Genomic DNA, 16,549 nt, shown 5'->3' with positions numbered 1-16,549 from the left:
CATAACGTCCGTTCACCTAACGACCGTTTAGTAATGAGGTGCGCCATGAGTGACGCCAACAACAAGAAAGTCGCACTGGTTATCGGCGCAGGCGATGCCACCGGCGGTGCCATCGCCCGGCGTTTCGCCCGCGAAGGCTATGTCGCCTGCGTCACCCGGCGCAGCCTGGACAAACTGCAGCCGCTGCTCGAGCAGATTCGCGCCGAGGGCGGCGAGGCCCATGGCTTCGCCTCCGATGCGCGCCAGGAAGAGCAGGTGGCCGAGCTCATCGAGCGTATTGAGACGGAAGTCGGCCCGATCGAGTCGATGGTGTTCAACATCGGCGCCAACGTGCCCTGCAGCATCCTCGAGGAGACCGCGCGCAAGTACTTCAAGATCTGGGAAATGGCCTGCTTCGCCGGGTTCCTCACCAGCCAGGCGGTGGCCAAGCGCATGGTCGCCCGCGGCCGCGGCACCATCCTGTTCACCGGCGCCACCGCCGGTCTGCGCGGCGCCGCCGGGTTCGCCGCCTTCGCCGGCGCCAAGCACGGCATCCGCGCCCTGGCGCAGAGCATGGCGCGCGAGCTGGGCCCGCTGAACGTGCATGTCGCCCATGTGGTGGTGGACGGCGCCATCGACACCGCCTTTATCCGCGACAGCTTCCCCGAGCTCTACGCCAAGAAGGACCAGGACGGCATCCTCGACCCCGAGCATATCGCCGACAGCTACTGGTACCTGCACAGCCAGCCGCGCGATGCCTGGACCTTCGAGCTGGACCTGCGGCCCTGGATCGAGCGCTGGTAATTGCCCCGCAGCCATAACGACAAGCGAGTGACCGCCATGAGCAAGACCGTGGAATTCTTCTTCGACCTGGGCAGCCCGGCCTCCTACCTGGCCCATAGCCAGCTTCCCGCCATCTGCCGCGACAACGGCGCCACGCTGGTCTACCGGCCGATGCTGCTGGGCGGCGTGTTCCAGGCCACCGGCAACGCCTCGCCGGCGATGATTCCGGCCAAGGGCCGCTACATGCTGCGCGACCTGGCTCGCTTCGCCGAGCGCTACGGCGTGCCGATGCGCTTCAACCCGCATTTTCCGCTCAATACCCTGAGCCTGATGCGCCTGGTCGTCGCCATCCAGCTGCATCAGCCCGAGCGCTTGGAAGCGGGCCTGCAGGTGCTGTTCCAGGCCATCTGGGTCGATGGCCTGAACCTCGGCGACCCGGCGCTGGTGGCCGAGGTGCTGACCGCGGCCGGCTTCGACGCCGAGGCGCTGCAGGCGCAGCTCGCCGAACAAGAGGTGAAGGACGCGCTCAAGGCCTGCACCGAGGAGGCGGTCAAGCGCGGCGTGTTCGGCGCGCCGACCTGCTTCGTCGACGGCGAGATGTTCTTCGGCCAGGATCGTCTGGACTTCGTGCGCGAGGCGCTCGCGCGCTGAGGCTCTGGCACAATGGCCGGCGTTACCGCCGATCATTGTGCGAGCCCCCGATGAACCCTGAAGCGCTGAAACTCCTGGTGACCCGCCGCATGCCCTACGGCAAGTACAAGGACCGGCTGATCGCCGACCTGCCCGGGCACTACCTCAACTGGTTCGCCCGCTCAGGCTTTCCCAAGGGCGAACTGGGCCAGCTGCTGGCGCTGATGCAGGAGATCGACCACAACGGCCTCAAGCCGCTGCTCGATCCGCTACGGCGGGATGCATAGCCCGGATGCCATCGGGGGAAAGCCTTGCGGTCTACCCCGGCTTTAATCCGGGCTACGGGCTGCGACGCACCCTGCAGCGTGCTCAATGCCAGCTACGGCCGTGATCCAGTTTCTGGTCCACCAGCCATTTGCCGTGCGCCAGCGAGGCGCGCTGGGCTTTTTCCAGCTCGCTGAGGAAGGCGCAGTCGTGCGGCAGCGGCAGACGTTTGCTGGTGTGGCCGTCAGGGTCGGTGATATGGCAGCCGCCGGCCCAAGGGGTGGGAATGCCGGGGTGCTCCATCACATCGGCGCTGATGTGGTGGTCGCGATGGACGCAGGTCATGGTGCTCATGGGCTTCTCCTCATGGCGAGGTGCCGCCCTCGGGCGTCGACGCCTGCCCGAGGTTTCCGGCCCAGCGGCCGGTTATGCGGCACCGCGTGGACGAGTGGCGTCGGTTCCTACACCATAGCCCAGGTGCGGGCGGCAACGGCGTTAGCCGACAAACGCACAGGGCCGGCATTGGCCGGCCTCGTGACTTATTCGGGCGCGCAAAGCTACTCGGCCACCTCGCGCACCTTGCCCGCGGCCTTGGGCGCGAAGCGCGCGGCCAGGCGCATCGAGACGGTCACCAGGCGCTGGTACAGCGCCGGCATGCTGCGCTGCATCCAGTCCAGCACATGGGCGTCGGCACCGATGAGGATGCGCCGCTTGTTGGCTAGCACGCCGTTAATGATGACCTTGGCCGCCTGATCCGGCGTGGTACGCAACAACTGGTCGTTGAACTGCTGACGTGCCTGCTCGGCGGCTTGCCCTGTGACCTTGGCCAGGCTGTCGTTCATTCGCGCGGTCTTGGCGATATTGGTGCGAATGCCACCGGGGTGCACGCAGCTGGCCGACACGCCGCAAGCGTCCATGTCCAGCTCCTGGCGCAGGGATTCGGTGAAACCGCGCACGGCGAACTTGCTGGCGTTGTAGGCGCTCATGCCGGGCTGGGAGAACAGGCCGAACACGCTGGAGACGTTGACCACATGGCCGGCGCCGCTGGCCTTGAGATGGGGCAGAAAGGCCTTGGTGCCGTTGACCACGCCCCAGAAGTTGATGTTCATGATCCACTCGTAGTCGGCGTAATCGTTGCCTTCCACGGTGCCGCCCTGCGCCACGCCGGCGTTGTTGAAGATGGCGTTGACCCGGCCGAACTCGCTGACCACCTGCTCGGCCCAGGCCTCGACAGCGGCGCGGTCGGCGACGTCGACCCGCTGCTGGCTGACGGTGACGCCAAGTCGGCGCGCCTGCTCCGCGGTCTCGTGCAGACCCTCGAGATTGACGTCGGACAGCGCCAGGTGGCAGCCCTGGCGGGCCAGGTGATAGGCGAGGGCGCGGCCGATGCCGGAGCCGGCGCCGGTGATGGCGGCTACTTTGTTTTCGAAGGATTTCATGCGCTGGCCTCCTGCACGTCGAGGATGAGGGCGTTGCTCTGCGCCGGGTGTACGGCGTCCTTGCGGCTGAAGTGGTAGGCCGCCGAGTCGAAGTGGCGGGTGAGCATGCGGAAGCGCCAGGTGAAACCGGGCCATACCGTGCAGTTGCGCCCGCTGACCGGGTGCAGGTACCAGCTCATGCAGCCGCCGGCGTTCCACACCGTGCCGCCGAGGGTGCCCTGGATCTTGCGGTTGAAGGTGTCCTGAGCCTCGCGCTTGGGTTCCAGGCTCTGCAGGCGGCCGTCCTCGACCTGCTTGAGGGCGCCGAGCACGTAGGCGATCTGCGACTCGATCATATAGACCATGGAGTTGTGGCCCAGCCCGGTGTTCGGCCCCATGAGGAAGAACAGATTGGGGAAACCGGCGGTCATGGTGCCCTTGTAGGCTTCCGGGCCCATCGGCCAGGTGTCGAGCAGGTCGACGCCGCCGCGGCCGAATACCGTGCCGCGCGGCAGCGGGTCGCTGGGGGTGAAACCGGTGCCGAAGATGATGGCATCGACTTCGCGCTCCTGGCCGTCAGCGGTGCGCACGGCGCCGGGGAGAATCTCGGCGATGCCATCGGTGATCACCTCGACGTTGGCCTGGGTCAGCGCCGGGTAGTAGTCGTTGGAGATCAGCACGCGCTTGCAGCCCATGGTGTAGTCCGGGGTGACCTTGGCGCGCAGCAGTGGGTCCTTGATCTGCCTGTTGATGTACAGCTTGGCGATGCCCTGGGCCAGGCGCAGCAGGCGCGGGGCGAAGGCGAAGGCGATCACCCGGCTTTCGAGGATACCGTACAGGGCGCCGCGCCAGAGCTTCTGCGCCAGCGGGAAGCGCCGGAAGCGGGCGCGCTCGCCGTCACGAATGGCGCGATCGGGCTTGGGCATGATCCATGGCGCGGTGCGCTGATAGAGGTCGAGGCGGGCCACCTGCTGCTGGATCTGCGGTACGAACTGGATCGCCGAGGCGCCGGTGCCGATCACCGCCACGCGCTTGCCGGTGAGGTCGTAGTCGTGGTTCCACTGCTGCGAGTGAAAGACCTCGCCGCTAAAGTGTTCCAGGCCCTTGAGCTTGGGAATCGACGGGGTGGACAGCGCGCCCATGCCGGAGACCACGAACTGCGCGCTGTAACGGTTGCCGGCGCGGTCCTGCAGGTGCCACAGCTCGGCCCGCTCGTCCCAGCGCATCTGCACCACCTCGGTGCCGAGCAGGGTCTTGTCCTGCAGGCGGTACTTTTCCCAGCAGCCTTCCAGGTATTGCTTGATCTCCGGCTGTTTGGCGAACATCCGCGTCCAGTTCGGATTGGGCTCGAAGGAGAAGGAGTACAGGTGCGATTGCACGTCGCAGCCGCAGCCCGGGTAGTTGTTCACGCGCCAGGTGCCGCCAACGCCGGCCTCTTTCTCGAACAGGAGGAAGTCCTGCTCGCCCTGTTGCTTGAGGCGTATCGCCATGCCGAGGCCGGAGAAGCCGCTGCCGAGGATGGCGATCTTGCAATGGCGGGCAGCGGTAGGGGGTGACACGGGCGCATTCATGGCCGAACTCCTGCTTGTCGTTCTTGTTGGGGTCTACAGCTGTATACCAAGGTAGACAGATGTATACTCGCGGCGCGCCAGCGGACCAACAAGCCAACTTTCGGTAGGGGTGAGGATGCACAGCGACGAAACGCAGCTACGCGACAAGGCCGGCGAAGCCCCCGGCAAGCGCCTGCTGATGGAGGCGGCGTTACGTCTCACCTCAACCAGCCGCAGCCTCAGCAGCCTGGGCCTGCGCGAGCTGGCGCGCGAGGCCGGGCTCAATCCCAATACCTTCTACCGGCATTTTCGTGACGTCGACGATCTCGGCCTGAGCGTGATCGGCGAGATCACCCGGCTGCTGCGTCAGCCCTTGCGCGACCTGCGCCGCGAGGCCGCGCAGCGCGCGGTCAGGAACGAGGGGCCGGTGCTGCCCAATCTGCTGGGCATCGACCTCGGCCGCGGCCGGCGCGTCTGCCACGAGACGGTGCAGCTGTTCTTCGACTTCGTCGCCGCGCACCCCGAGGCCTTTATCATCGGCGTGCGCGAACTGCACGGCGCCTCGCCCGTGTTGCGCGAGGCGCTGCGCCGGGTGATGGACGATTTCGCCGACGACATGGCCGAGGACATCCTCGAGTTCAAGCTGCTGCCGGGGATCGTCAGCGCGGCGGCGGTGCGCCAGGTGTCCGGGTTGATCAGCCGCAGCCTGTTCGAGCAGTCGCTGGACTATATCGGCCAGCCGCAGCGGCGCGCGGCGATCTGCGCGCTGGCCGAGGAGCAGATCGTCATGCTGTTCACCGGTGCCAGCGTGCTGCAGAGTCTGGGGCAGTTGCGCCTGGGGTAGGGTGCGCCGTTGCGTGTCGCCGGTGGTGCGCACGGCGCACCCTACATGGCGCGCGGCATGTTCCTCTGCGCTCATGCATGAAAAAGGGCGGCCTAGGCCGCCCAAAGGGACATCAGTTGCTGAAGCCCAGGCGCTCGCGCCAACGGCTTTCCAGTTGCGCGGTGTCGTGATCCTTGGGGTGGAAGCCGGGGCGGTAGTAGTCCAGGTAGGGGCCGATCAGCTTGGTGAAGAAGCCGTTGCGTGGGCCGAACAGCTTCTTCAGGCCGAAGCCCCAGCTGCGCCAGTTCAGCAGCTGGCCGTCCTTGCGCAGCAGGTGCACCTGGAACCAGCCGATCACGCCGAGGAAGATCAGGGTGGTCAGCAGCATCACCAGGGTGCGGGTGAAATAGCCGCCGTAGACCTTCTGGTACACGTCGTAGCAGACCGCCTTGTGCTCGTTCTCCTCGATGGCGTGCCACATCCACAGCTGGTACAGCTTGGGGTCGTTCATCTGGGTGGTGAGGTCTTCGCGCTTGAGCAGCTGTTCGGCCATGGTCGCGGTGAAGTGCTCCAGGGCACAGGTGGCGGCCAGGCGCTGCTTCTTGGTGCTGACCTTGGTGACCCACTCCAGCAGCACCTTGATGCGCAGCTCCAGGCGCTCCAGGTCGATATCGTGCTCGTTGGCGTAGTCGTTGTAGGCCGCGTGCTCCTTGGAGTGCATGGCCTCCTGGCCGATGAAGGCGCTGATGTCCTTCTTCAGCTGCGGCTCGTCGACCTGGTCGCGCACCGCCCGCACGCTGTCGACGAAGAACTTCTCGCCGTAGGGGAACAGCGACGACAGGTTGTTCATGAACTGGCTCATGAAGGGATCGTCGTAGAACCAGTACTTGGGCGTCTCGGAGAAGCTGAAGTCCATGCGGCGAACCGGGAAGCTGGATTTCGTCTGGGGCAGGGTGGCGCTGGCGCTCATCGTTCGAGTCCTCTTCTGGGGAGCCGGTGCTCCCGGTTGTTGTGCGGCTCTGGGTGACACGAGCAATCGTGTCATTGAACGATGTAACTATCGGGCGCAGGCGCGCCGGACGCCGCCAACTTAAGGCGGGTCGTGTCGGACGATCACGGTGGAATGAAGGGGCCAGGGCGGGTGCAACCCGCCCGGGTTGGGGAACGCGTGGCTAGCGGCTCTGGCGCAGCTCGGCGATTTCGCTGCGCAGCGCCCTGAGCTCGTCGAGGATGGCCTGCTCGCGAGCCACCGCGGCCTGCTCCGCGGCGCTCGGTTCGTGGGTGCTCTGCATGGCGTTGACGATCACCGCGATGAACAGGTTGAGCATCATGAAGGTAGCGATGAGGATGTAGGGCACGAAGAACAGCCAGGCCAGCGGATAGGCCTCCATCACCGGACGCACGATGCCCATCGACCAGCTCTCCAGGGTCATCACCTGGAACAGGGTGTAGAGGCTGGCGCCGATGCTGCCGAACCACTCGGGGAAGCTCTGGCCGAACAGCTGGGTGGCCATCACCGCGGCGACGTAGAAGATCAGCCCCATCAACATGACGATGCTACCCATGCCCGGCAGCGAGGCGAGCAGCGCCTGCACCACCTTGCGCATGCTCGGGTTGATCGAGATCAGCCGCAGCACGCGCAGTACCCGCAGGGCGCGCAGCACGGCGAAGGGGCCGCTGGCCGGCACCAGGGCGATGCCCACCACCAGGCAGTCGAACACCGCCCAGGGGTCGCGCAGCAGGCCGGGGCCGCGGGCGGCGAAGCGCAGCGCCAGCTCGACGACGAAGCAGGCGAGGATGATGGCGTCCAGGGTCAGCAGCGGCCGGCCCCAGTCGGCCATGATCGCCGGCGAGGTCTGCAGGCCGAGAATGGCGGCGTTGACCACGATCAGCAGGGTGACCAGGCGCTGCACGGCGGCGCCGTCCATCAGCTGGCCCAGGCGCAGGCGCCAGTCGGCGGGGGATTGCTTCAGTTCGAGTTCGTTCATGGCGATGGTTGACTAGGTAAAGGGCAGCAAAGAGATCAAAAGTCTGCTCATGGCTTTGCGAGCTAGAGCCAGGCAAGGCGAAAGCGGGCGAGGATGCGGAGTTTACATCTGTAAATGAGCAATCCGAGCCCGCTTTACTCGCGTTGCTCGCCCGTCGGGCCAGCCTGCGGCTGTTACTCCCGTTGCTCGTTGCAACGCAGCCTGGCCGACGCGCAGCTAGCCAGGGGCGGGCTTTTAGCGGTCGTCGAGGGCGAAGGCGGTCAGGCAGAAAGTGGGGATGCCGATGTCCTGCAGCTTCTGCGAGCCGCCCAGTTCCGGCAGGTCGATGATCGCCGCGGCTTCATGGATGCTGGCGCCCATGCGCCGCACCAGCTTGGCGGCGGCCAGCAGGGTGCCGCCGGTGGCGATCAGGTCGTCGAAGATCAGCACCGAGTCGCCTTCGCACAGGCTGTCGGCATGCACCTCGAGAAAGGCCTCGCCGTACTCGGTCTGGTAGCCCTCGCTGAGTACGTCGGCCGGCAGCTTGCCCTGCTTGCGGAACAGCACCAGCGGCTTGTTCAGTTCGTAGGCGATGATCGAGCCGATCAGGAAGCCGCGCGCGTCCATGGCGCCGATATGGCTGAACTCGGCTTCCACGTAGCGCTGGATGAAGCTGTCGGCGACCATGCGCAGGGCGCGCGGCGACTGGAACAGCGGAGTGATGTCGCGGAAGATCACCCCCGGCTTGGGAAAGTCCGGCACCGGGCGGATCAGGGTCTTGATGCTGAATTCGTCGAAAATCATCGCGGGTTCCTGAAAGGCGCTGCGCCCACGACTCGCGGGCGAGCTCAGACGTCGAGGTTGCCGCCGGCCAGGGCGCACAGCTCGATGGGGTCGAGAATGTGCACTTCCTTGCCTTCGGCTTCGAGCAGCTTGTTCTGTTGGAAGCGGGTAAATACGCGAGACACCGTCTCCACTGCAAGGCCCAAATAGTTACCAATTTCGTTGCGCGACATGGCCAGGCGGAACTGGTTGGCGGAGAAGCCGCGGGCACGGAAACGCGCGGAGAGGTTGACCAGGAAGGTGGCGATGCGTTCGTCGGCGGTCTTCTTCGACAGCAGCAGCATCATCTGCTGATCGTCGCGGATCTCGCGGCTCATGATGCGCATCAGCTGGCGGCGCAACTGCGGCAGCTGCAGGGCCAGGTCGTCGAGGCGCTCGAAGGGGATCTCGCACACCGAGGTGGTCTCCAGCGCCTGGGCCGACACCGGGTAACGTTCGCCGTCGACGCCGGACAGACCGACCAGCTCGCTGGGCAGGTGGAAACCGGTGATCTGCTCCTCGCCACCGTCGCTCAGGCTGAAGGTCTTCAGCGCCCCGGAGCGCACGGCGAACACCGAGCCGAAGGCATCGCCCTGGCGGAACAGGAATTCACCCTTCTTCAGCGGCCGGCCGCGTTTGACGATATCGTCCAGCGCGTCCATGTCTTCCATGTTCAGCGAGATCGGCAGGCACAGGCTGGCCAGGCTGCAATCCTTGCAATGGGCTTGATGCTGCGCACGCAGCTTGATGCTCTCGGACATCGTTGGGCTTCCTGGGTAAACACGCAATGTTCGTAAGGGTACAGCAGGGGGCGCACGCCAGCCAGTCGTACCAAGGCCTGACCATCCGCTCAAGTTCGTCGCCAGACGGCCGACCCTGACAGTGGAACCATAGTTCAATGCAGGGAGCAGCGCGATGCGCATCGAATCCGGCGGTTCGCTGGCCAATCTGGTCGGTGGCGTGCAGCGACAAAATAGCGCAGGCGAGCGCAGCCCCGAGGAGGTGCGCGAGGGGTTGCGCGTCAGCCTCTCAAAGCTCGGGCAAAGCCTCTCGGCCAAGGCCGGCAAGGATCGGGACATCGACGACAGCGGGCTGCCCGACAGCATCAAGCAGCTGCTGAAGATGATCCGCGAGCTGAAGGCGCAGATCGCCGAGAAGCAGGCGCAGATCGATGCGCTGCTGGGCGATCAGCGCCTCGACCCGCAGGCCAGGCGCCTGCAGCTGGAGGCGCTGCAGAGCGAGCTGGCCAGCCTCAGCGGGGCCCTGGCCGCGGCCAACGCCAATCTGATCAAGCTGATGAGCGACAACAATCTCAGTGACGAGCAGATGATGACCGCCGCCAGCCTGGCGATGGCCTAGCCCTGAGTCGCACCGTTGCTGCGTCGGGGAACCCTGATCGTCGGCAAGCCGGCTCCTACAGGTGCGGCGGCCGTCAGATCACCCGTGAGAAGCGCTGGCGTACCTGATCGTTGAGGTAGCGATCGAACAGCATGCACAGCGAACGCACCAGCAGGCGCCCGGCGGGCAGCACCTCGATGTGCTCATCGCTCAGCGTGATCAGGCCGTCGCGGGCCAGCTGCTGCAGCTCGGGCCAGAGCGCGGCGAAGTAGTCGCGAAAGACCAGGTCGTGGGCCTGCTCGATTTCGGCGAAATCCAGCTGGAAATGGCAGATCAATTGCTGGATCACCGCGCGGCGCACCCGGTCGTCGGCGTTGCAGTGCAGGCCGCGGCGGGTGGCCAGCTGGCCGTTGCCGAGGCTTTGTTGGTAGCTGGCGATGTCGCTGTCGTTCTGGCTATAGAGATCGCCGATCTGGCTGATGGCCGACACTCCCAGGCCGATCAGGTCGCAATGGCCGTGGGTGGTGTAGCCCTGGAAGTTGCGCTGCAGGGTGCCTTCCTCCTGGGCCACGGCCAGCTCGTCGTCGGGCAGGGCGAAGTGATCCATCCCGATGTAGCGGTAGCCGGCGCGGGTCAGCTGCTCGATGCTGGCCTGCAGCATTTCCAGTTTCTGCGCCGGGCCGGGCAGGTCGTCGGCGCTGATGCGCCGTTGCGGCATGAAGCGCTCGGGCAGATGCGCGTAGTTGAACAGCGACAGGCGGTCGGGCTGCAGGGCGATCACCTCGGCGACGCTGCGGGCGAAGCGCTCGGGGGTCTGCTTGGGCAGGCCGTAGATCAGGTCGATGTTCACCGAACGGAACTGCAGGGTGCGCGCCGCCTCGACGATGGCGCGGGTCTCCTCCAGGGTCTGCAGGCGGTTGACCGCGCGCTGCACCTCGGGGTCGAGGTCCTGTACGCCGAGGCTGACGCGGTTGAAGCCCAGCTCGCGCAGCAGGCCCATGGTCGACCAGTCGGCCTCGCGCGGGTCGATCTCGATGCTGTAGTCGCCGGAATCGTCGTCCAGCAGGTGGAAGTGCTGGCGCAGGTGCTGCATCAGCCGGCGCAGTTCGTCGTGATTGAGAAAGGTCGGGGTACCGCCGCCGAAGTGCAGCTGCTCGATCACCTGGCCCTTGTCCAGGTAGCGACTGATGATCTCGATCTCGCGTTCGAGCTTCTCCAGATAGGGCAGGGCGCGGCCACGGTCCTTGGTGATCACCTTGTTGCAGGCGCAGTAGTAGCAGATGTGCGCGCAGAACGGGATGTGCAGGTACAGCGACAGCGGGCGCTTGCCCCTGCGACTGTCGCGTAGGGCGTGCAGCAGGTCGAACGGGCCGATGTCGTCGTGGAACTGCACGGCGGTCGGGTAGGAGGTGTAGCGCGGGCCGGCCAGATCGTAGCGGCGGATCAGGTCGGCGTCCCACTGGATGGCGTCGAGCATGGGGGAAAATCCTGGAAAGGCAGTGGGGCCAGTCTAGGGAGGCGGATGGACGGGGGCCTTGACCTGAATCAAGGGCGTGTGAGGGCGCTGTCGTCAGTGCCCCATCAGCCAGTGCTGGTGCGGGCCGGGCAGGGTCCAGAGGCCGAACAGCATCACCAGCAGGCCGCCGGCCATGCGCACGCCGCGCTGGCGCAGCAGGGCGGTGATGCGTTCGGCGGCCAGGCCAGTGGCCAACAGCACCGGCCAGGTGCCCAGGCCGAAGGCCAGCATCAGCAGGGCGCTGTCGATCGCGTTGCCCTGGCTGGAGGCCCACAGCAGGGTGCTGTAGACCAGCCCGCAGGGCAGCCAGCCCCATAGACCGCCGAGCACCAGGGCGCGCGGCAGGCTGCTGACCGGCATGAAGCGCCGGGTCAGCGGCTGGATCTGCCGCCACAGGCCGCGGCCGAGCGCCTCGATGCGGGTCAGGCCGCTCCACCAGCCGGCCAGGTATAGGCCCATGGCGATCAGCAGCAAGGCTGCCAGGGTGCGCATCGCCACTTCGCCGGCGCTGCCGGCAATGGCCCAGCCAGCCAGGCCGAGGAGCAGGCCGGCGGCGGCGTAGCTGAGGATGCGGCCGAGGTTGTAGGCCAACAGCAGGCGCAGGCGGCGGCCGCGCTGTTCGGCCGGGATGGCGAGGGTCAGTGCGCCCATCAATCCACCGCACATGCCCAGGCAGTGGCCGCCGCCGAGCAGTCCGAGAATCAGCGCCGATACCAGCAGCGGCGCCAGCTCAAGCATCGGGCTTGTCCTGCTTGCTCTGCTCTTCGGCCTGTTCGACGCCGGCCTTGTGCAGCGGGTCTTCGTCGTCGAACAGGATGCTGTGCGCCGGGCCGTCGAGGTCGTCGTACTGGCCGCTGTCCACCGCCCAGAAGAACAGCCAGATGGCGAAGCCGACCAGGGCGATGGCCACGGGGATCAGGATATAGAGGGCGGACATGCGGTCTCCGGCGTTGAATCAGAGCAGGCGCGAGCGCTGCTCGCGTCTAAGGGGTCGGGGTGCGGCTCAGCCGTAGCGCATTGAGCACCACCAGCAGCGAGCTCAACGACATGCCCACCGCGGCCCAGATCGGGGTAATCCAGCCGAGGGCGGCGAAGGGCAGCACCAGGCCATTGTACAGGGTGGCCCACGCCAGGTTCTCGACGATGATGCGCCGCGTGCGCCTGGCCAGGGCCAGGCCCTGCACCAGGCTGCCCAGGCGGTTGGATAACAGCACCGCATCGGCGCTGGTCTTGGCCAGATCGGAGGCCGAGCCCATGGCCACGCTGATATCGGCGGCGGCCAGCACCGGCACGTCGTTGACCCCGTCGCCGAGCATCAGCACGCGGCGGCCGGCGCCGTGCAGCTGCTTGAGCACAGCCAGCTTGGCGTCCGGGGTCAGGCCGCCGCGGGCATCCTCGATGTCCAGTTGGCGCGCTACCTCGCCAACCATCGGCGAGCTGTCGCCGGACAGCAGGTGGATCTGCCAGCCGCGGGCGCGGGCGGCGGCGATCAACTCGGGTGCATCCTCGCGCAGGCGGTCATCGAGCACGAACCAGGCCAGCGGCCCTTGTTCATCGCCCAGCAGCAGCCATTGCCCGTGTTCGTCGGCAATCGACGGCACGGCCTGGCCGCTCAGGGCGCAGACGAAGCCGGCCTCGCCGATGCGCAGCAGGCGGCCGTCGACGCGGCCCTGCAGGCCCTGGCCGGGGTGGCTGTCGACCGACTCGGCGGCGCGCGGCGCCTGGCCGAAGGCGCGGGCGATGGGGTGTTCGGAGCGATTCTCCAGGGCCGCGGCCAGCGCCAGGCAGGCGTCCTGGTCCAGCTCGCGCAGCGGCTGGATGGCCCTGAGCGTCAGGCGGCCCTCGGTCAGGGTGCCGGTCTTGTCCAGCACCAGGGTGTCGATCTGGTTGAGCCCTTCGAGCACATGGCCACGGGTCAGCAGCATGCCCAGCTTGTGCAGGCTGCCGGTGGCGGTGGTCAAGGCGGTGGGGGTGGCCAGGGCCAGGGCGCAGGGGCAGGTGGCCACCAGCAGCGCGAGCACCACCCAGAAGGCGCGCTCGGCGTCGATCTGCCACCAGATCAGGCCGACCAGCGCGGCGGCGATCAGGATAAACAGCAGGAACCACTGCGCCACCCGGTCGGCGACCTCGGCCAGGCGCGGCTTCTCGCTCTGCGCCCGCTCCAGCAGGCGGACGATGGCCGACAGGCGGGTGGCGTCGCCCAGGGCCTGCACTTCGACGGTCAGCGGTCCCTCGACATTCAGCGTGCCGGCGGTGACACTGTCGCCGACGCCGCGCGGCTGTGGCAGGTATTCGCCGGTGAGCAGGGATTCGTCGACGCTGGATTGACCGGCCAGCACGCGGCCGTCGGCGGGAATCAGCGCACCGGGCTGCACCAGCACGCGCTCGCCGCTCTGCAGTTCGCTGAGCAGCACGCGCTGGCTCTGGCCGCCTGCGTCCAGGCGCAGGCAGGAGGCCGGCAGCAGCTTGACCAGCTGCGCGGTGGCCGCCGCCGTGCGTTCGCGGGCGCGCCGCTCCAGATAGCGGCCGGCCAGCAGGAACAGGGCGAACATGCCCACCGCGTCGAAGTACAGCTCGCCCTGGCCGGTGACGGTGGACCAGATGCCGGCGACGTAGGCACCGCCGATGGCCAGCGACACCGAAACGTCCATGGTCAGATGGCGGGTACGCAGGTCGCGCAGGGCGCCGCGGAAGAACTGGCCGCAGCAGTAGAAGACGATGGGAGTGGTGAGGAACAGGCTGGTCCAGCGCAGGATCTTGTCCAGCTCCGGCGACAGGTCGATGTTGAACTCCGGCCAGGTGGCCATGGTCGCCATCATCACCTGCATCCACAGCAGCCCGGCCACGCCCAGTTCGCGCATGCTGCGGCGGTTCTCGGCGGCCAGGCGTTCGGCGGCCTGATCGGCGCGCCAGGGGTGGCCGGCGTAGCCGATCCGGCGCAGTTCGGCGAGCAGCTTGCTCAGGGCGACCTGGCTGTCCTGCCAGCGCACCTGCAGGCGGTGGTTGGACAGGTTCAGGTAGGCCTCGGCGACCCCTGGCACGCCACGCAGGTGCTTCTCGATCAGCCAGCCGCAGGCGGCGCAACTGATGCCCTCGATCAGCAGCTGGGTCTCGCTCAGCTCGCCCTGCTGCTGGACGAAGGGCTGCTGCACCTCGCTGCGGTCGTACAGTGCCAGTTCGTCCGGCAGGGCCTGGGGCAGCGCCTGGGGGTTGGCGGCATTCTCGCTGCGGTGCTTGTAGTAGTGCTCCAGGCCGCCGGCGACTATGGCCTCGGCCACCGCCTGGCAGCCGGGGCAGCACAGCTCGCGGTTCTGGCCGAGTACCACGGCGTGGAAGCGGCTGCCGGCAGGCACCGGCAGGCCGCAGTGGAAGCAGGGGGTAGGGGCGGGCATCGGCAGGGTCAGTAGGACGGGTTGTCACCGATCAGGATGGGCTGGCCATCGGCGATGTTCTCTTCCTCGAACAGGCGCCAACTCTGGCTGCCTTCCTGGCCGAGTAGTTCGACGAAGCGGCGGCCGCTGACCTGGTCGACCATCTGCCCACGGTACTGGCCATCGGCGGTCGGTTGCAGGATGACGCGGCGATCGCGCTCCGGCTGGGTCGGCGAGATCAGGTTGAGGACGATCTGCTGCGGCCGGCTGTTGCCTTGCAGGCTCAGGGTCGCGGTGCCGGTGCTGTCGTCGAGCACCAGCTCGCCGTGCAGCTGCAGGCGCTCAGCCAGCTTCTCGCGCTCCAGCGACTGGTTGATGCCCTTGCCGACGTCGTAGTAGTCGTCGGAGATTAGTCCTGGCGGGTTGCGCGAGGCCAGGGTCAGCAGGGCCAGGCCCTGCACCACCGAGTAGCCCAGCAGGGCGATGATGAACCAGGGCCAGAACTGCTTGTACCAGGGCCTGACTGGCGATGGGGTGTGTTCGGACATGCTCTTTCCGTTGTCAGCGGACGCTCGGGCCGATAAAGCGGCTGTCGGCGTCGTTCTCGATACTGGGGGCGTCCAGCGCGCGCACGCGGAAGACGATTTCGTTGGCGCTGGAGGGCAGTTTCTCCGGGGCGATGGACAGCTCCACAGGGAAGGCATACACCTCGCCGGCCAGGGCCCGGACCTCGCGCTTGCCCTCGTAGACCAGCCCGTCGAGGCCTTCGACCTCGACCAGATAGGTCATGTCGCGCTGCGCCTTGTTCATGATCTTCAGGGTGTAGACGTTCTCGATATGGCCGCGCTCGTTTTCGCGGAACAGCACGCGGTCCTTGATCACGTCCAGCTCCACCAGCGGGCGGTTGGCCACGGCCCAGGCGAACAGGCCGATCATGGCTACCAGCGCGACGGCATAGCCTATCAGGCGCGGGCGCAGCAGGTGGGTCTTGTGCCCGGAAAGATTGTGTTCGGTTGTGTAGCTGATCAGCCCCTTGGGGTAGTTCATCTTCTCCATGATGCTGTCGCAGGCGTCGATGCAGGCGGCGCAGCCGATGCACTCGATCTGCAGGCCGTCGCGAATGTCGATGCCGGTGGGGCAGACGTGTACGCACATCTTGCAGTCGATGCAGTCACCCAGGCCCTGGGCCTTGTAGTCGGCGTCCTTCTTGCGCGGGCCGCGCGACTCGCCGCGGCGCGGGTCGTAGGAGACGATCAGGGTGTCCTGGTCGAACATCACGCTCTGGAAGCGCGCATAGGGGCACATGTAGATGCACACCTGTTCGCGCAGGTAGCCGGCGTTACCGTAGGTGGCGAGGGTGAAGAAGCCCACCCAGAACAGCGCCCAGCCGCTGGCCTCGAGAGTCAGCAGTTCGGGGATCAGCTCGCGGATGGGCGTGAAGTAGCCGACGAAGGTGATCGCAGTGAGCAGCGACACGCCTACCCAGATGCCGTGCTTGGCCACCTTGCGCGCCAGCTTGTTGCCGCTCATCGGTTGTTTGTCCAGCTTCATGCGCTGGTTGCGGTCGCCCTCGGTGACCTTCTCGGCCCACATGAACACCCAGGTGAACACGCTCTGCGGACAGGTGTAGCCGCACCAGACGCGGCCGGCGAACACGGTGATGAAGAACAGGCCGAAGGCGCAGATGATCAAGAGCCACGACAGCAGCATGAAGTCCTGCGGCCAGTAGGTGGCGCCGAAGATGTGGAATTTGCGCTCGGGCAGGTTCCACCAGACGGCCTGGCGGCCATTCCAGTTCAGCCACACGGTACCGAAGAACAGCACGAAGAGCAGGGCCCCGCCGGCGCGGCGCAGATTGCGGAACAGGCCGGTGAACGCGCGGGTGTAGATCTTCTCGCGGTTGGCGTAGAGATCGACGGTGGCGGCTTTTGCGGAAGGAGGGGTGACGTCCTGGACGGGGATCTGTTCGCTCATCAATGCATACCAAAGCGGTTGGTTGGCAGCCCGGGCCGATACGTGCCGGTCAGGGTCAATTCACGGTAGCTACATGGTACGCCCGAAAGACAACGCCCGGGTGCGACCAGCGGT

The 16,549-nt window shown here is 66.8% G+C and carries 18 protein-coding genes; 5 read left to right on the top strand and 13 right to left on the bottom strand.

All coding sequences use genetic code 11. The features are described from left to right. The first annotated feature begins 45 nt into the window (after positions 1–45). From ACIGKL_RS17655 to ACIGKL_RS17645, 3 genes are read left to right on the top strand one after another with little or no spacing between them, the layout of a single operon-like run. Positions 46–783, top strand: coding sequence for an SDR family oxidoreductase (locus ACIGKL_RS17655; RefSeq protein ID WP_397487772.1), 738 nt, complete (start codon positions 46–48; stop codon positions 781–783). A gap of 36 nt (positions 784–819) precedes the next feature. Next, a complete protein-coding gene (locus ACIGKL_RS17650) occupies positions 820–1,413 on the top strand; it encodes a 2-hydroxychromene-2-carboxylate isomerase (protein ID WP_397487771.1) in 594 nt (197 codons plus the stop codon). A gap of 50 nt (positions 1,414–1,463) precedes the next feature. Then, the gene (locus ACIGKL_RS17645) at positions 1,464–1,679 is read left to right on the top strand and encodes a DUF3820 family protein (RefSeq protein ID WP_397487770.1); all 216 of its coding nucleotides are present in this window, start codon (positions 1,464–1,466) and stop codon (positions 1,677–1,679) included. An 82-nt stretch (positions 1,680–1,761) separates the two neighbouring features. Here the strand turns inward: ACIGKL_RS17645 and ACIGKL_RS17640 are convergent, their stop codons facing one another. The 3 genes from ACIGKL_RS17640 to ACIGKL_RS17630 all read right to left on the bottom strand — a co-directional run bounded on the left by ACIGKL_RS17640 (position 1,762) and on the right by ACIGKL_RS17630 (position 4,645). Then, positions 1,762–2,010 (bottom strand): hypothetical protein, encoded by a 249-nt coding sequence (locus ACIGKL_RS17640; protein WP_397487769.1) that lies wholly within the window; start codon positions 2,008–2,010, stop codon positions 1,762–1,764. Between the two features lie 203 nt (positions 2,011–2,213). Further along, positions 2,214–3,095 (bottom strand): SDR family NAD(P)-dependent oxidoreductase, encoded by an 882-nt coding sequence (locus ACIGKL_RS17635; RefSeq protein ID WP_397487768.1) that lies wholly within the window; start codon positions 3,093–3,095, stop codon positions 2,214–2,216. Continuing rightward, complete coding sequence (locus ACIGKL_RS17630; protein ID WP_397487767.1) at positions 3,092–4,645, bottom strand: flavin-containing monooxygenase; 1,554 nt, start codon at positions 4,643–4,645, stop codon at positions 3,092–3,094. Before ACIGKL_RS17630 ends, ACIGKL_RS17635 begins: the two co-directional genes overlap by 4 nt. Positions 4,646–4,760: 115 nt before the next feature. On the opposite strand from ACIGKL_RS17630, the gene ACIGKL_RS17625 reads away from it, so the two are divergent. Then, positions 4,761–5,468, top strand: coding sequence for a TetR family transcriptional regulator (locus tag ACIGKL_RS17625; RefSeq protein WP_397487766.1), 708 nt, complete (start codon positions 4,761–4,763; stop codon positions 5,466–5,468). 112 nt (positions 5,469–5,580) lie between these two features. Here the strand turns inward: ACIGKL_RS17625 and ACIGKL_RS17620 are convergent, their stop codons facing one another. The 4 genes from ACIGKL_RS17620 to fnr all read right to left on the bottom strand — a co-directional run bounded on the left by ACIGKL_RS17620 (position 5,581) and on the right by fnr (position 8,997). Then, on the bottom strand, positions 5,581–6,417 hold the full coding sequence (locus ACIGKL_RS17620) for a metal-dependent hydrolase (RefSeq protein ID WP_397487765.1): 837 nt from the start codon (positions 6,415–6,417) through the stop codon (positions 5,581–5,583). A gap of 202 nt (positions 6,418–6,619) precedes the next feature. Continuing rightward, on the bottom strand, positions 6,620–7,435 hold the full coding sequence (locus ACIGKL_RS17615; RefSeq protein ID WP_397487764.1) for an ion transporter: 816 nt from the start codon (positions 7,433–7,435) through the stop codon (positions 6,620–6,622). Positions 7,436–7,669: 234 nt separating this feature from the next. Then, complete coding sequence (locus ACIGKL_RS17610) at positions 7,670–8,218, bottom strand: adenine phosphoribosyltransferase (RefSeq protein ID WP_021442869.1); 549 nt, start codon at positions 8,216–8,218, stop codon at positions 7,670–7,672. A gap of 44 nt (positions 8,219–8,262) precedes the next feature. After that, on the bottom strand, positions 8,263–8,997 hold the full coding sequence (gene fnr / locus ACIGKL_RS17605; protein WP_397487763.1) for a fumarate/nitrate reduction transcriptional regulator Fnr: 735 nt from the start codon (positions 8,995–8,997) through the stop codon (positions 8,263–8,265). Between the two features lie 154 nt (positions 8,998–9,151). Between fnr and ACIGKL_RS17600 the strand changes: the two genes are divergently transcribed. Beyond that, complete coding sequence (locus ACIGKL_RS17600) at positions 9,152–9,595, top strand: hypothetical protein (RefSeq protein WP_397487762.1); 444 nt, start codon at positions 9,152–9,154, stop codon at positions 9,593–9,595. Between the two features lie 73 nt (positions 9,596–9,668). Here ACIGKL_RS17600 and hemN read toward each other — a convergent pair whose 3' ends face one another. The 6 genes from hemN to ccoG form a co-directional block, all read right to left on the bottom strand. Next, positions 9,669–11,051 (bottom strand): oxygen-independent coproporphyrinogen III oxidase, encoded by a 1,383-nt coding sequence (gene hemN, locus ACIGKL_RS17595; RefSeq protein ID WP_397487761.1) that lies wholly within the window; start codon positions 11,049–11,051, stop codon positions 9,669–9,671. Between the two features lie 93 nt (positions 11,052–11,144). Beyond that, positions 11,145–11,828 carry a sulfite exporter TauE/SafE family protein gene (locus tag ACIGKL_RS17590; protein ID WP_397487760.1) on the bottom strand — a complete coding sequence of 228 codons (684 nt, stop codon included), beginning with the start codon at positions 11,826–11,828 and terminating at the stop codon, positions 11,145–11,147. After that, entirely contained in the window at positions 11,821–12,027 is a 207-nt protein-coding gene (gene ccoS / locus ACIGKL_RS17585) for a cbb3-type cytochrome oxidase assembly protein CcoS (protein ID WP_096826649.1), read from the bottom strand. Before ccoS ends, ACIGKL_RS17590 begins: the two co-directional genes overlap by 8 nt. Positions 12,028–12,073: 46 nt before the next feature. Further along, a complete protein-coding gene (locus ACIGKL_RS17580; protein ID WP_397487759.1) occupies positions 12,074–14,482 on the bottom strand; it encodes a heavy metal translocating P-type ATPase in 2,409 nt (802 codons plus the stop codon). A gap of 8 nt (positions 14,483–14,490) precedes the next feature. Next, positions 14,491–15,009, bottom strand: coding sequence for a FixH family protein (locus tag ACIGKL_RS17575; RefSeq protein ID WP_397487758.1), 519 nt, complete (start codon positions 15,007–15,009; stop codon positions 14,491–14,493). Between the two features lie 13 nt (positions 15,010–15,022). Next, positions 15,023–16,435 (bottom strand): cytochrome c oxidase accessory protein CcoG, encoded by a 1,413-nt coding sequence (ccoG, locus tag ACIGKL_RS17570; RefSeq protein WP_397487757.1) that lies wholly within the window; start codon positions 16,433–16,435, stop codon positions 15,023–15,025. Between the last annotated feature and the right edge of the window lie 114 nt (positions 16,436–16,549).

The organism is Pseudomonas sp. NPDC077186, from assembly GCF_044543505.1.
In the GTDB taxonomy this organism is placed as follows: Bacteria; Pseudomonadota; Gammaproteobacteria; order Pseudomonadales; family Pseudomonadaceae; genus Aquipseudomonas.
This window is presented reverse-complemented; position numbering and strand designations above follow the sequence as displayed.